This is a genomic window from Nocardiopsis camelliae, assembly GCF_028993595.1.
Classification (GTDB): Bacteria; Actinomycetota; Actinomycetes; order Streptosporangiales; family Streptosporangiaceae; genus Nocardiopsis; species Nocardiopsis dassonvillei.
Window position 1 is genome coordinate 455,584 of sequence record NZ_CP118614.1, and the last position, 14,472, is coordinate 470,055.

General features: G+C 73.1%; 9 protein-coding genes. 4 read left to right on the forward strand and 5 right to left on the reverse strand.

The genetic code is table 11. The features are described 5' to 3' along the window. The first annotated feature begins 12 nt into the window (after positions 1-12). The 3 genes from PV789_RS02165 to PV789_RS02175 all read left to right on the forward strand — a co-directional run bounded on the left by PV789_RS02165 (position 13) and on the right by PV789_RS02175 (position 5,567). The gene (locus PV789_RS02165; protein ID WP_274975931.1) at positions 13-2,478 is read left to right on the forward strand and encodes a glycosyl hydrolase family 95 catalytic domain-containing protein; all 2,466 of its coding nucleotides are present in this window, start codon (positions 13-15) and stop codon (positions 2,476-2,478) included. 92 nt (positions 2,479-2,570) lie between these two features. Continuing rightward, a complete protein-coding gene (locus PV789_RS02170; RefSeq protein ID WP_274975932.1) occupies positions 2,571-5,291 on the forward strand; it encodes a cellulose binding domain-containing protein in 2,721 nt (906 codons plus the stop codon). Between the two features lie 120 nt (positions 5,292-5,411). Then, positions 5,412-5,567 (forward strand): hypothetical protein, encoded by a 156-nt coding sequence (locus PV789_RS02175; RefSeq protein ID WP_274975933.1) that lies wholly within the window; start codon positions 5,412-5,414, stop codon positions 5,565-5,567. Between the two features lie 85 nt (positions 5,568-5,652). Here the strand turns inward: PV789_RS02175 and PV789_RS02180 are convergent, their stop codons facing one another. From PV789_RS02180 to PV789_RS02190, 3 genes are read right to left on the reverse strand one after another with little or no spacing between them, the layout of a single operon-like run. Beyond that, positions 5,653-6,567: a carbohydrate ABC transporter permease gene (locus tag PV789_RS02180; protein ID WP_274975934.1), complete on the reverse strand. Its 915-nt coding sequence runs from the start codon at positions 6,565-6,567 to the stop codon at positions 5,653-5,655. Beyond that, positions 6,564-7,604, reverse strand: a complete 1,041-nt coding sequence (locus tag PV789_RS02185; protein WP_274975935.1) for an ABC transporter permease — start codon at positions 7,602-7,604, stop codon at positions 6,564-6,566. The genes PV789_RS02180 and PV789_RS02185 overlap by 4 nt, the downstream gene beginning before the upstream one ends. Continuing rightward, the gene (locus PV789_RS02190; protein ID WP_274975936.1) at positions 7,597-9,255 is read right to left on the reverse strand and encodes an extracellular solute-binding protein; all 1,659 of its coding nucleotides are present in this window, start codon (positions 9,253-9,255) and stop codon (positions 7,597-7,599) included. Before PV789_RS02190 ends, PV789_RS02185 begins: the two co-directional genes overlap by 8 nt. A gap of 200 nt (positions 9,256-9,455) precedes the next feature. Here PV789_RS02190 and PV789_RS02195 point away from each other — a divergent pair, with 200 nt between their 5' ends. Further along, positions 9,456-12,590 carry a glycoside hydrolase family 3 protein gene (locus PV789_RS02195; RefSeq protein ID WP_274975937.1) on the forward strand — a complete coding sequence of 1,045 codons (3,135 nt, stop codon included), beginning with the start codon at positions 9,456-9,458 and terminating at the stop codon, positions 12,588-12,590. Between the two features lie 141 nt (positions 12,591-12,731). Here PV789_RS02195 and PV789_RS02200 read toward each other — a convergent pair whose 3' ends face one another. Together PV789_RS02200 and PV789_RS02205 are read right to left on the reverse strand one after the other, a co-directional pair. Beyond that, complete coding sequence (locus PV789_RS02200; RefSeq protein ID WP_274975938.1) at positions 12,732-13,787, reverse strand: serine hydrolase domain-containing protein; 1,056 nt, start codon at positions 13,785-13,787, stop codon at positions 12,732-12,734. Next, positions 13,784-14,311: a PadR family transcriptional regulator gene (locus PV789_RS02205; protein ID WP_274975939.1), complete on the reverse strand. Its 528-nt coding sequence runs from the start codon at positions 14,309-14,311 to the stop codon at positions 13,784-13,786. Before PV789_RS02205 ends, PV789_RS02200 begins: the two co-directional genes overlap by 4 nt. Positions 14,312-14,472 lie beyond the last annotated feature (161 nt).

The following is a 14,472-nucleotide window of genomic DNA, read 5'->3' on the forward strand; positions in this document are numbered from 1 at the left end:
CGAGGAGCGCGCATGTCCGCAGCACGACGGGTCCGCACCCGCCATCCGGTCGGGAACTGGGAGGACGCGCTGGTCACCGGAAACGGGCGGCAGGGGGCGCTCGTGCACTCGACGGCGGAGCGCGTCCGCCTCACCCTGTGCCACGAGCGGCTCTTCCTGCCGGTCACGGAGCCCCTGCCCGCTCCCGGGACCGCGCCCCTGCTGCCCGAACTCAGGGAGCTGCTGCGCCGGGGCCGCTCCCGCGAGGCCGCCGAGCGGATCGCGGAGTCCGCGGCGCGGGAGCACCCGGGCTACGCCGACACCCGGTGGATCGACCCGCTGGTGGGGGCCGCCGTGCTCTCGTTCGCACCGCGCGGGCTCCGGCCGGGGCCGGTCACGCGCACGTGCGACCTGGACTCGGGGCTGGTCACCGAGGAACTGCCGGACGGGACCGTGCACCGGGCCTTCGCCTCCCGGCCCGACGACGCCGTGGTCGTCGAACTCGCCTCGCCCCGCGGCCTGGACGGAACGCTGCGGCTCACCGCGCTGGAGGAGGCACCGCCGGTCCCGATGACGGTGGTCCGCGAGACCGGCCCCGGCCTGCTGACCCTGCGGGCGGGCTTCCCCGGGCGCCCGCCGGGCGGCCTGTCGGGGTACACGGTGACCTGCGCCGTCAGCGCCGAGGGCGGCCGGGTCGGCGCCGACGGCGAGGGGCTGGACCTGCGGGGCGTCCGGCGGCTGCGGCTGACGGCGCGCGTGCGGGTGGACGGGTTCGCCGCGCCGGAAGCGGGGCCCGGGGCTGATGGGGTTTCCGTGTCCGGCGGGGAGGTCCCGGGGGTCGCGTTCTGTCCGGACGTGCCGATATCCGGCTCGGAAGCTGGTCCCGCTGGTCCCGTTGGCCCTGCTGGTCCCGCTGGTCCCGTTGGCCCCGTTGGGGCCCGGACCGGGGACGCCGGGGAACCGGCCGGTGGTTCCACCGGGAGTCCGGAGGGCTTCGCCGGGGCGCTCGAACGCCACCGGGCGGTGCACGGCGACCTCATGTCCCGCTTCCGGCTGGAGCTGGAGAGCGGTCCGGCCCGCCCCGACGCGCTCGGCGAGGACCTCCTGGCGGCGGGGGCCGCCCCCGCCCTGATCGCCCGCCTGGTCGACGCCGGTCGGTACGCGGTCATCTCCAGCTGCGGCGATCTGCCGCCCACCCTCCAGGGGGTGTGGAGCGGCACCTACGACCCCCCGTGGCGGTCGGGGTACACCTTCGACGGCAACCTGCCCTCCGCCCTCGCGGCCCTGCACACCACGGGCACGCCCGAGCTGATGACCGGCCTTTTCGACCTCCTCGACGGCATGGCCGACGACCTGGCGGAGAACGCGCGGCGGCTCTACGGCTGCCGGGGGATCCTGCTGCCCGCGCACGCCTCCACCTCCGGCAGGCACAACCACTTCGGCCCCGAGTGGTGCCTGACCTGCTGGACCGCGGGCGCGGCGTGGACGTCCCGCCTGTACTGGGACCACTACTCCCACACCCGCGACCGCGCCTTCCTGCGCGAGCGCGCCCTGCCCTTCCTCACCGCCGCCGCGGAGTTCCACGAGGACTTCCTCACCGACGAGGGCTTCTCCCCCTCCTACTCGCCGGAGAACACCCCCGGGGACGGCGACGGCCAGGCCGCCGTCAACGCCACCATGGACGTCGCGGCCGTGCGCGACCTGGTGCGCAACCTGCTGCGGGCGCACCGCGTGCTGGGCGTTCCCGGCTCGCGCCGCTGGGCCCGGCTGGGGGCGCGGCTGCCCGGCTACCGGGTCGCCCCGGACGGCGAACTCGCGGAGTGGGCGGGACCGGCCGGGCCGGTGGAGCAGAGCGAGCGGCACGCGCACCGGCACGCCTCCCACCTGTACCCGCTCTGGTACGAGACCGACCCCGCCCTGGCCTCGCCCCGGCTGCGCGCGGCGGCGGTCGCCGCCGTGCGCGCCCGCCTGGCGTGGTGGCGCGGGCAGGAGTCCGACGAGATGGCCTTCGGGCTGGTCCAGCTGGGGCTGGCCGCGGCCAACCTGGGCCTGGCCGCCGAGGCGCACGAGACCCTGTGCCTGCTGGCCACCCGCTACTGGCGCCCCACCCTGGTGCCCACGCACAACCGGGGCAGCCTGTTCAACGTGGACATCGGCGGCGGGTTCCCGGCCGTGGCGGCGGCGATGCTGGCCCGGTCCGCGGAGGGGCGCCTGGACCTGCTGCCCGCCCTGCCCCGGGAGTGGGCCTCGGGCCGCGTGGAGGGGCTGCGGGCCCGGGGCGGGGTCGTCGTGGAACTCCTGGAGTGGTCCGGCGGCCGGGCCCGCGCGCGGCTGCGGGCGGTCGAGCCCCGCCGGACGGTGGTCGCGCTGCCCGGCGGGGAGCGGCACGGGGTGGACCTGGTACCGGACCGGACGGTGTCCCTGCAATTCGCGGTGGTTGCCGAGAAGGAGTCGAATCGCTTCGAAAATTCCCGCGCAACACCCCTTGCCGGGGGTTAGTCGGCTATCCAGACTAATGGGGAATTCGCGCCTGCCCCGGGACCGGATTTCCGGGGAGGGCTCACCCCCCGATTCCCCCAAGGAGCCCGCATATGCCTCCCGAACAGCACCGGCCCCCCAGACGCGGGCGGGGCTTACCGGCGCTCGCCGTCGCGGCGGCCACCGCACTGGCCGCCTCCACCGTCGTCGCCACCACCGCGGCCGGGGCCGCCCCCGCCGAACCGGCCGCGGCGCAGGCCGCCTACGAGTGGGACAACGTCGAGATCGTCGGGGGCGGCTTCGTCCCCGGCATCGTCTTCAGCGAGACCGAACCGGGCCTGGCCTACGCGCGCACCGACATCGGCGGCGCCTACCGCTGGAACCCCGACACCGAACGCTGGATCCCCCTGCTCGATTGGGTCGGCTGGGACGAGTGGGGCTACACGGGCGTCGTCAGCATCGCCACCGACCCCGTCGACCCCGACCGCGTGTACGCGGCCGTGGGCACCTACACCAACGACTGGGATCCCAACAACGGGGCCATCCTCAGCTCCGACGACCGCGGCGAGACCTGGGACGTCGCCGAACTGCCCTTCAAGCTCGGCGGCAACATGCCCGGTCGCGGCCTCGGCGAGCGCCTGGCCGTGGACCCCAACGACAACAGCGTCGTCTACTTCGGCGCGAGCGGCGGCAACGGCCTGTGGCGCAGCACCGACCACGGTGCCACCTGGGCCGAGGTCGAGGCCTTCCCCAACCCCGGCGACTACGTCCAGGACCCGGCCGACGAGTCCGGCATGATGTCCGACATCACCGGCGTGACCTGGGTGGACTTCGACCCCCGAACCGGGTCCGGGGGCTCGGTCACCCAGGACGTCTACGTCGGCGTCGCCGACCTCGACGACCCGGTCTACCGCAGTCAGGACGGCGGGCAGACCTGGGAGCCGGTCCCCGGCGCGCCCACGGGGCACCTGCCCGCGCACTCGGTCGTGGACCACGAGGGCGGCCAGCTCTACATGGCCACCACCAGCACCCCCGGCCCCTACGACGGCGACTCCGGCGACGTGTGGCGCATGGACCTGGCGACGGGGGAGTGGACCGACATCAGCCCCGTCCCCTCCGGCTCCGAGGACAACTACTTCGGCTACGGCGGCCTGACCATCGACCGGCAGGACCCGGACACGCTGATGGTCGCCACCCAGATCTCCTGGTGGCCCGACATCCAGATCTACCGCAGCACCGACCGCGGCCGGACCTGGACCCAGGCGTGGGACTGGGGCGCCTACCCCGAGCGCACCATGCGCTACGAGATGGACATCTCCGGAGCGCCCTGGCTGGACTTCGGCGGCACCGGGACGCCCCCGGAGACCCAGCCCAAACTCGGCTGGATGACGCAGGCGATGGCGATCGACCCGTTCGACTCCGACCGCTTCATGTACGGCACGGGCGCCACGGTCTACGGCAGCGACAACCTCACCAACTGGGACGCGGGCACCACCTTCGACATCGGGGTCAGGGCGCACGGCATCGAGGAGACGGCCGTCAACGACCTGATCAGCCCGCCCGAGGGGGCGCCGCTGCACTCGGCCCTGCTCGACATCGGCGGCTTCACCCACCACGACTTGGAGACCGTCCCCGACCAGATGTACCAGCAGCCCTACTGGGGCCACGGGACCAGCCTGGACTTCGCCGAACTCCAGCCCGCGACCATCGCGCGGGTCGGCGGCAGCGACGCCGAGGCCGCCATCGGCCTGTCCACCGACGGCGGCGAGAGCTGGTGGGCCGGACAGGAACCCGGCGGCGTGACCGGCGGCGGAACGGTCGCGGTGAACGCGGACGGCTCGTCCCTCGTGTGGAGCCCCGACGGCACCGGCGTCCACGCCTCCACCACCCTGGGCTCGTCGTGGACCGCCTCCACCGGTGTTCCGGCGGGCGCGAGGGTGGAGGCCGACAGGGTGGACCCGGACGTGTTCTACGCCGTCTCCGGCGGCACGTTCTACACCAGCACCGACGGCGGGGCCACCTTCACGGCGGGCTTCGAGGGGCTCCCGGCCGAGGGGAACATCCGCTTCGGCGCGGTGCCCGGCCACACCGGTGACGTGTGGGTCGCCGGAGGCACCGGGGACCACTACGGCATGTGGCGGACCACGGACGCCGGGGCCTCCTTCGAGCAGGTCGAGGCCGTGGACGAGGGCGACGCGGTCGGTTTCGGCGCGCCCGCGCCGGGCTCGGACTACCCGGCGGTGTACACCAGCTCCAGGATCGACGGCGTGCGCGGGATCTTCCGCTCCGACGACGCGGGCCGGAGCTGGGTGCGGATCAACGACGATCAGCACCAGTGGGCCTGGACGGGGGCGACCGTCACCGGCGACCCCGACGTCTACGGCCGGGTCTACGTCGGCACCAACGGCCGGGGGATCGTCTACGGCGACCTGGCGGGCGGGGGCGGCGACCCCGACCCCGAGCCCTCGCCGGACCCCGAACCCACCCCGGAGCCGTCCCCGGACCCCGAGCCCGAACCCGGGGACTGCGATGTCGAGTACACATTGATCAACACCTGGCCCGGCGGTTTCCAGGCCGGGGTGACGGTCACCAACACCGGCGACGAGGCCCTGGAGGGCTGGGAGGTCGGCTGGGAGTTCACGGCCGGTGAGGAGGTCACGAGCCTCTGGAACGGCGCGCACACGCAGGACGGCGCCTCCGTGCGGGTCACCGACGCCGGGTGGAACGCCCGGATCGCCCCGGGGAGTTCGGTGACGGTCGGCTTCAACGGGATCGTCGACGGCGAGCCCGCGCAGCCGACCGGGCTCACCCTCGACGGGGAGGCCTGCGGCTGACGCCCTGACACGGCGGGGCCGGGAACCGCGGGGGCGGTTCCCGGCCCCGCCGTGCCACGCCTTCGGGGCATTGAGCCGTTCCTGCCCAGGAGCAGACCCGCATCCGCTACACAGGGCCGTATGAACGAGCCGGTGACCGCCACCCTGTCCGAAGTGGAGCAGGCAGCGGAGGACGCGTGGCCCAGCCGTCTCGCGGCCGAAGCTGAGGAGGAGGGCCGGGAGGGGTCCGTCTCCCTGGAGGAGATGGAACGGGAGCTGACCCGGCAGGAGGGGTGAACCGGCCGGAACCCGGACACACCCGCGCCCCCGGGGTTCCAGGAGGAGGGAGAACCCCGGGGGCGCGGGCGGACCTGGGGCGGCGCTACCCCTTGACGGCGCCGATGATGACGCCCTTGGTGAAGTGCTTCTGGACCAGCGGGTAGACGAACGTGACCGGCACCAGGGCCACCACCACGATGGCCATCTGGATGGCCAGGTTGGGCGCCGAGGCGGTCCCTCCCTGCATCGCGTCGCCGATCACCGAACTCGAACTGAGCTGCTGGCCCTGCTGCACGTACTGGCGCAGCACGAGCTGGAGCGGCCACTTGGCGTTGTCGTTGATGTAGAGGATGGCGTTGAAGAAGGCGTTCCAGTAGCCCACCGCGTAGAACAGGCCGACGACCGCGGTGACCCCCTTGGACATGGGCAGGACCAGCCGGGTCATGATGGTCCACTCGCTCGCCCCGTCCACCCGGGCGCTGTCGCCGATCTCCTGGGGCAGGTTCATGAAGAACGCCCGCATCACCACCAGGTTGAACGCGTTCACCGCCGTCGGCAGGATCAGCGACCAGTAGCTGTCGATCAGGCCGACGTTGCTCACCAGCAGGTACAGCGGGATCATCCCGGGCGCGAACAGGAAGGTCAGCAGCACCGCGAACAGCAGCGGCCGGTGCCACAGCGACCCGGGCTGGGACAGCCCGTAGGCGGCCAGGACGGTCGCCACCAGGCTGACCAGCGTTCCCACGGCCGTGACGCCCAGGCTGACCAGCACGGCCCGGGTCACCACACCGCCGCTGAACAGGTCGGCGTAGGCCTGGAAGGAGATCCCCTGCGGGACCAGCACCAGGCCGCCCGCGCTGTTCACCGCCGAGGCGGGGGACAGGCTGGTCAGGATCACGACGTAGAGGGGGAAGACGATGACGACCGCGATGGCGGCCAGGGTGGTGTTCTTCGCGGCGCGCGCGGGGAGGCTGGGGCGCTCCGCCCACACGGGGCGGTCCTTGAACAGTGTGCTCATGCTCGTCGGTAGATTCCGTTTTCGCCCATCTTGTGGGCCAGCTTGTTGGCCAGAACGATGAGGACCAGTCCGACCACGCCCTTGACCAGGCCCGCGACCGCTCCCGCGCTGAAGTTCCCCGTCACCAGGGTCTGGTGGTAGATGAAGGTGTCCAGCACCTCCGACACGCCCGAACCGAACGCGTCGCGCTGGAGGTAGAACTGCTCGAAGCCGACGTTGAGGATGTCGCCGATCTTGAGGATGAGCAGCAGGACGATCACCGGGCGCAGGCCCGGCAGGGTGATGTGCCACATCCGCCGCCAGCGCCCGGCGCCGTCCACGGCCGCGGACTCGTAGAGGTTCTGGTTCACGGCCGCCAGCGCCGCCAGGAAGATGATCGTGCCCCACCCGGCGTCCTTCCAGACCATCTGGGAGGTGACCACGAACAGGAACGCGTCCGGGTCGGTCATGACCTCCAGCGGGGCGTACCCGTTCTGCCGCAGGATCTGCGAGAACAGCCCCGCGCCGCCCAGGATCTGCTGGAACAGGGTGACGACCAGGACCCACGAGAAGAAGTGCGGCATGTACACGATGCTCTGGAGCACCATCCGCAGCCTGGGGCTGAGCACGCTGTCCAGCAGGATGGCCAGGGCGATCGGGATGGGGAAGAAGAACACCAGCTGGACGGCGGCGATGACCAGCGTGTTGCCCGCCGCGGACCAGAAGCGGGGGTCGGTGAACAGCCGCTCGAAGTGCGCCAGCCCCACCCACGGGCTGCCCCACACCCCGTCCCAGGGGTTGTAGTCCTGGAAGGCGATGATGTTGCCGAGGGTCGGCGTGTAGTGGAACACCGCCAGCAGACCGATCGCCGGGACCGTCATCAGCAGGAGCTGCCAGTCGCGGCGCAGCCTCGCCCCGAACGGGACCCGCCTGCGCACCGGGGGCGCGGACCCGCCCCTGAGGTCCGGGACGGCCGGGGGCCGACCCCGGCCCCCGCGCCCTCGGGACGCGGCGGCCGGGGAGGGCGGTTCGCCCTTGGTCACGGTCCGCTCAGTCACGGCCGTGCTCCTGGAGGACCCCCATGTAGAACTCGCGGCCCTCGTCGCCGCCGTCGCGGCGCCAGTCCGCGACGGCCTGGTCCAGGGCGCTGAGGTCCTCGCGGCCCCGGATGATGTCGTTGACCCTGTCGGTCAGCGGGGTCTCGGCCCCGGAGAAGCGCTCCGGGCGTTGGATGCGGATGCCCGCGAACGGGTCGTCCTCGGTGAACTGGGCGGCGTGGTTGTACCAGTCGCACTTCCACGGCACGAAGTCCGGGTACTGGCTCTCGGTGATCGCCTGGGGGCGACCGCTGATGAAGTAGTAGCCGTCGTTGACCTCGCCGTTGCCGGTGTCGGTGAGCTGCGGGGCGCCGTCGTCGTTGAGCTCGTGGTGCACGCCCTCCTCGCCGTAGCGGTAGTCCATGTACTCCCGCGTCCCGAACGGCGCGGCGCAGTAGTTGACGATGCCCAGGATCTCCTCGACCTGCTCCGGTTCCATGCCCTTGCGCAGGAACACGGACTGGGCCGAGGGGTCGCTGCGGTGCATCACCGGGTCGGCGCCGCCGTTGCCGAAGACCGGCATCAGGTCCAGGCGGAAGTCGGGGTTGTCGCCGAGCATCTGCATGTAGGCCTCGTGCCAGGCGCCGATGCCGTCCTGGTTGAAGAGGATCTGCCCGGAGTTGAGGAGCTCCTTGGAGTTGTCACCCTGGGCGACGATGTCGGGGTGGACGAGCCCCGCGTCGAAGAGCCTGCGCATGTACTCGATGCTGGCCCTCCACTCCTCGGTCTCGAACATGTGGGTGAGCTCGCCGCCCGCGTAGCGCCACTGCTTGGGCGCGCCGAAGACCTGGCGCATGGTGAGGTTGAAGTCGCCGAAGGCCCAGCGGTTGTTGTCCGGGTCGTTGACCTCCTCGCCGATCGCGAACAGGTCGTCGGGGCTGGTCGGGGCCTCCAGGCCGTACTCCTCCAGGAGGTCGCGCCGGTACAGGACCCAGTTGCCGAAGGGCTCGGCGGGCCAGGGCACCCCGTGCAGCTGCTGGTTGAAGACGTTCCAGCGCCAGGCGTCGCTGTCCAGGTTGGCCAGCAGGGGGTAGGCCTGCGCCGCGTCGCCGGCCAGGTGCGGCGTCAGGTCCTCGAACAGTTCGCCGACGGCCCGGTTGAACTGCGGGATCAGGTTGATGACCCAGTCGGGGATCATCGTGATGTCGGCGACGTCGCGTCCGGCGATCACCGCGTTCATCTTGTCGATGACCGAGTTGCCGTCCTGGAAGTTGAACTCCACCGTGGCGCCCAGGCGCCCGTTGACGTACTCGAAGAAGGAGTTGTCGCCCAGGCCGGGCGGGATCGGCCCCCACAGCGGGGTCATCGCGGTGTACTGCCCGCCCCGGCCGGGGGCCTCGGTCACGGCCTGGACGAACTCCGTCGGGTAGGCGGTGAACCCGTCCGGCGCGCCGTGCTGTCCCGGGATGTCGGGGGTGACCCCCTGGAACGGGATGTGCGTGGGGATCAGGTCGTCCAGCGAGCTGGCGGAGGAGGCGGACCCTCCGCCGCTGGACGACTCCGAGCCGCAGCCGGTGAGCGTTCCGGCGGTGAGCGCCGCGGCGGTGGAGGCGCCCACCAGGCCGAGGAAGCGGCGTCGGCTGGGGGGCAGGCGCAGGGGGGTGGTGCGCATAGCGTCGTTCCTTCGGTTGAGCAGGCCGGGGGAGCCCAAGGGGGGTAGGAAACGAAGGGCCATTTTGCTATGAATTAGTTGGCCGTTTAGACAAACAAATTACTCCACTGTGATGTGGCACACAAGGTCTTCAGGTATCGAAGTCGAAGCGGTTCGATTTCGAAGGACAATACCCTCGCGCACGAGAGGCGAACACCCCCATGACCCTCCAGCCGCACCTGCCGCCGTACCGGGACCCCGCCCTGCCCGCGGAACGGCGCGTGGACGACCTGCTCGCCCGCCTCACCCCGGAGGAGCGGATCGGCCTGCTCCACCAGCACCAGGCCCCCGTGGAGCGCCTGGGTGTCGGCCCCTTCCGGACCGGGACCGAGGCGCTGCACGGACTGGCCTGGCTCGGACCGGCCACCGTCTACCCGCAGGCCGTCGGCCTGGCCAGCACCTGGGACCCCGGCCTGCTCCGCCTCGTCGGCCGGGCCGTCGGCGACGAGGTGCTCGCCCGCAGGGGTGCGGGCGCGTCACCCAACGTCTGGGCGCCCGTGGTCAACCCGCTGCGCGACCCCCGCTGGGGCCGCAACGAGGAGGGCTACTCCGAGGACGCGTGGCTGACCGGGCTCCTGGCCGCCGCCTACGCCCGGGGGCTGGCCGGTGACGGCGACACGCTGCGCCTCGCGCCCACCCTCAAGCACTTCCTCGCCTACAACAACGAGGAGGGCCGCTGCGAGACCTCCAGCGACCTGCCGCCCAGGGTCCTGCACGAGTACGAGCTGCAGGCCTTCCTGCCCGCGCTGGCCGAGGGGGCGGCCGTGTCCGTCATGCCCTCCTACAACCTGGTCAACGGCCGGCCCGCGCACCTGAGCCCGCTGATCGGCGACGTGCTGCGCCCGACCGCGCCCGACCGCCTGCTGGTGGTCAGCGACGCCTACGCGCCCGCCAACCTCGTGGAGGCGCAGCACTTCCACCCCGACCTGCCCACGGCCTACGCGCACGCGATCCGGGCCGGTCTGGACAGCTTCACCCAGGACGACGACCGGGCCGGGGCCACCCTCGGGCACGTGCGCGAGGCGCTGCGCCGGGGGCTGCTCACCGGGGCCGACATCGACCGCGCCGCGCGCAACGTGCTCTCGGTCCGGATACGGCTGGGCGAGTTCGACCCCGTGATGGGCGGGGTTGACGGGCTCGCCGGGGTGGGCGGGGACCTGTTGGCCGGGGACGGTCCGGACGGTGAGGTATGGGACGTGGGCACGGGGGACACCGGGGTCGGTGACGCCGTGGGGAAGCGCGGGTACGGGGACACAGGAGAGGGCGGGGATGGTACCGGGGCTGCGGGGACTGCTGGTACCCCGGGGGAACCCGGGGGCGGGACCGCAGGTGGGGCCGGGGACAGCGTTGGGGCTGCCGGGGCCTTCGACACCCCCGAGCACCGGGCGCTGGCCAGGGAGGCGGCCACCCGCTCGATCGTGCTGCTCCGCGACGAGGGCGCGCTGCTCCCGCTGCGCGACGTGCGCCGGGTCGCCGTCGTCGGCCAGCTCGGAGACACCGTGCTGGAGGACTGGTACAGCGGGACGCTGCCCTACGCCGTCACCGCGCGCGCCGGGATCGCCGAACGGGTGGAGACGGTGTTCTGCGAGGGCGTGGACCGGATCCGGCTGGGGGCCGCAGGGGGCGCGACCGTCGCGGACCCCGGCGACGGGGGGCCGCTCCGGACGGTCCTCCCCGACGAGCACGGGGCGCTGCGCGGCGCTGACGGAACCCTGCGCAGGCGCGCGCCCGAGGCGGAGCGCGCGCGGACGGAGGGCGCGCGGACGGAGGGCGCCCCGGTCGGGGGCGCGGACTTCGACCTCCTGGACTGGGGCGGCGGCGCCTGCGCCCTGCGCTCGGTGCGCACCGGCAGGTACGTCGACGCGGGGGCCGACGGAGTCCTGGCCTGTACCGCGCCCGGCCCCGGCACCTGGGAGGTCACCCAGACCTTCCGCCTGGCGGAGGAGGACGGCCTCCTGCGGCTCACGCACGTCCACAGCGGTCGCGGCGTCACCGTGCGGGACGGCCTCCTCGTCCTGGCGGAGGACGGGGACCGGGCCGCCCCGTTCACCGTGGACGGGCTCGGCACGGGCGCCGAGGAGGCCGCGCGGACGGCCTCCGCCGCCGACGTCGCGGTCGTCGTCCTGGGCGACCACCCCATGGTCAACGGGCGCGAGACCGAGGACCGGACCGACCTGGACCTGCCCGCCGCCCAGGAGCGGGTGCTGCGCGCCGTGCGCGCGGCCAACCCCGCCACGGTCCTGGTGCTCAGCAGCGGCTGCCCGTTCGGGATCACCTGGGCCGACGAGCACGTCCCGGCCGTCCTGTGGTCGGCGCACGGCGGCCAGGAGTACGGCCACGGGCTCGCCGACGTGCTCTTCGGCGACGCCGAGCCCTCCGGGCGGCTTCCGCAGACCTGGTACCGCTCCGCCGACGACCTGCCCGGGATGCTCGACTACGACATCGTCGGCGCGCGCGGCACCTACCTGTACTTCGAGGGCGAGCCGCTCTACCCCTTCGGGCACGGACTCGGCTACACGTCGGTGGAGTACGCGGACCCGGTGGTCCGCGTGGACGGCGGCCGGGTCACCGTCACCGTCGTGGTCGCCAACACGGGCACGCGGCCCGCCGACGAGCTGGTGCAGGTCTACAGCCGCCAGCTGGCCTCGCGGGTGCGGACCCCGCTGCGCGCGCTGCGCGGGTTCGCCCGGGTGCGCGTGGAGCCGGGCCGCAGCGCGATGGCCGCGGTCTCCTTCGACGTGGACCGGCTCGCGCTGTGGGACACCACCCGCGACCGCTTCGTGGTGGAGGAAGCGCCGCGCCAGGTGCTGGTCGGGCGCTCGGCGACCGACATCCGCGCCATCGCGGCCCTGGACGTGCCGGGGGAGGCCGTCCCGCCCCGCGACGCGCGCACGCCGTGGTCGGCCGCGGGCTACGACGACGCCCGGGGCACGTCCCTGTGCCCGCTCACCCCCGAGCGGGGCGACGCGGTGCGCTCCCGGGAGGGCGGCGCGTGGGCGGCCTTCCACGGCGTGGACCTCGGGGACGGGGCCACCGGGTGCCGCCTCACGGTGAACGCCGAGCACGCCTGCACGGTCCGCATCCGCCTGGACGACCCCGAGGACGGACCGACCGCCGCGGTGGCCGACGTCCCGGCGGGCAAGGACGGCTACGACTTCACCGAGGTCGGCGCGGCCTTCGGGGACGCGGGGGGAGCCGGGGGGATCCGTGACCTGTACCTGGTCTTCGACCGGCCGGGCACGGCGGTGGCCGACCTGGTCCTGACCGGCGGTGCCCCGGAACCGGAGGCGGACTGAGCGGCAGCGGGCAGGACACGGGTCGACCGGCCCGTCCGGACACCCGACCGGCCCGTCCGGACACCCGGGCGGGCCGTCCCGGCCGCCCGGGTCCCCGTGGCGGCCGCCGTACGCTCCCGGACCGGCGGGGCCCGGAGGGGCTCACCGGAACTGGGCCACCAGCTGGGCCAGGATGTTGTGCGGCAGGCTGCGGGGGAGCATCTGGTTGACGGTGCCGGAGACGTGGAGGCCGTGTTCCGGCACGTGGTAGAGCACGTTCCCGAAGGCCCCGGAGCGGCCGATCATCTCCGGGGCGGGTGTGAACGGCGTCATCCAGCGCGGGAGCCTGAACCGCATGACGCCGATCCCGTAGTCGATGGGGACCAGGCGCGAGAACACCGGGTTCCAGCGCGCGGTCATCTCCGCCAGGTACCGCGCGGGGAACAGCTCGCCCCCGACGAAGGCGCGCAGGAGCCGGAGCTGGTCGGCCGAGGTCGAGACCACCGCTCCGTCGGGCGGGAACGAGGCGATCGCTTTCGGCACGCGCAGCCGGGTGCGGCCGTGCAGGAGCGCGGCGACCTCGTCGTAGCGGTCCAGCGTGTGCGGGGTGAACAGCCAGGTGTCGCGCAGCCCGAGCGGTTCGAGGACCCGGGCGCGCAGGGCCCGGTCGTAGCCGCCGGACGCGGCCACCTCGACCACGCGCCCGAGCAGCTGGTAGTTGGTGTCGCAGTAGTGCGCCCTGCCCGGGGCCGAGGGGGCGAACCGGCTCGGCATGGCCCTGGCCATGTCGAGGAGGTCCTCGAAGGACCAGGCGGCGTCCTCGCGGAGCATGTCGCCCAGGAACGTGGTGCCGTCGGGGCGCTTCTGCTCGAAGTAGTCGGGGATCCCGGAGGTCTGCGTCAGCAGTTCGCGCACCGTGATCGCCGGGCCGTGGTCGCGGCCCCCGTACGTGTTCAGTCCGCGCATCGTGTCCGCGCCGAGCAGGTCCGCGACGGGTGTGTCGAGGGTCAGGGCCCCCTCGTCGCGCAGCTGCATGACCATCGCGACGGTGTACAGCTTGGTGATGCTGGCGACGAAGTACGGCCGCCCGGTGTCGCCGTGGCTCCAGGCGAACCCGGTGGAGGGCTGCTCCACGGCCAGGCTCATCAGCGACACCCCCGGCTCGGCGGCGTAGCGCGCCGCGATCCTGTCGAGCCGGGCCGGTATCCGCTCGCTCACGGGGTGTCCTCCAGCAGTCGTCCGGTGGCGTCGAGCCAGTCCAGCTCCGCCCTGGCCAGGGTGATGCCGTAGGAGAGCGTGGCCAGGCGGAGCGCCTGCCCGAGCCCGGCGGCCTGCGCCGGGACGGCGATCGCCTCCAGCGCGGCCAGCTCCCCGCCCACCTCCCGCCTGCGGGCGTCCAGCAGTTCCCGGACGTCCTCCGTGCGCATCCGGTCCGCGAAGAACAGCCGAGCCAGGAAGGGGTCCCGGGTCGGCGGGGTGCGCAGGGGGGAGGCGAGCCAGCGGTCCAGCTCGGCCAGCCCGGGGGCGGTCACGCTGTGCAGGTGCAGGTTGGGGCGCTCCTCCTGCACCACGGTGCGGCGGGAGGCCAGGCCCTCCTCCACCAGGCCGGTGAGCGTCCGGTAGATCTGCGACTGGTCCGCCGTCCAGAAGTGCCCGACGCTCTCGTCGATCACCTTCTTCAGGTCGTAGCCGCTCATCGGCTTGATGGACAGGAGCCCGAGGATGGCGTGGCGCAGGGACATGGGTAGAGGATAGCGCCGATATGTGTGTTGTCCACTATGGGAGAGTGCAAGTAGAGCGGGGCCCGGTGCGGGCTCCGGAGCCGGAACGCCGGAACGATGGTGAGTCCCCTGCTCAGGGCAGGTTGAACGCCGCCCAGCACGGCCCTCCGGCAGCGGTCCGG

What these genes read in the sequence shown, in the direction of transcription:
- PV789_RS02165 (WP_274975931.1), top strand. Translation starts at nt 13, where the DNA reads ATGTCCGCAGCACGACGGGTCCGCACCCGCCATCCGGTCGGGAACTGG.
- PV789_RS02170 (WP_274975932.1), top strand. Translation starts at nt 2,571, where the DNA reads ATGCCTCCCGAACAGCACCGGCCCCCCAGACGCGGGCGGGGCTTACCG.
- PV789_RS02175 (WP_274975933.1), top strand. Translation starts at nt 5,412, where the DNA reads ATGAACGAGCCGGTGACCGCCACCCTGTCCGAAGTGGAGCAGGCAGCG.
- PV789_RS02180 (WP_274975934.1), bottom strand. Translation starts at nt 6,567, where the DNA reads ATGAGCACACTGTTCAAGGACCGCCCCGTGTGGGCGGAGCGCCCCAGC.
- PV789_RS02190 (WP_274975936.1), bottom strand. Translation starts at nt 9,255, where the DNA reads ATGCGCACCACCCCCCTGCGCCTGCCCCCCAGCCGACGCCGCTTCCTC.
- PV789_RS02195 (WP_274975937.1), top strand. Translation starts at nt 9,456, where the DNA reads ATGACCCTCCAGCCGCACCTGCCGCCGTACCGGGACCCCGCCCTGCCC.
- PV789_RS02205 (WP_274975939.1), bottom strand. Translation starts at nt 14,311, where the DNA reads ATGTCCCTGCGCCACGCCATCCTCGGGCTCCTGTCCATCAAGCCGATG.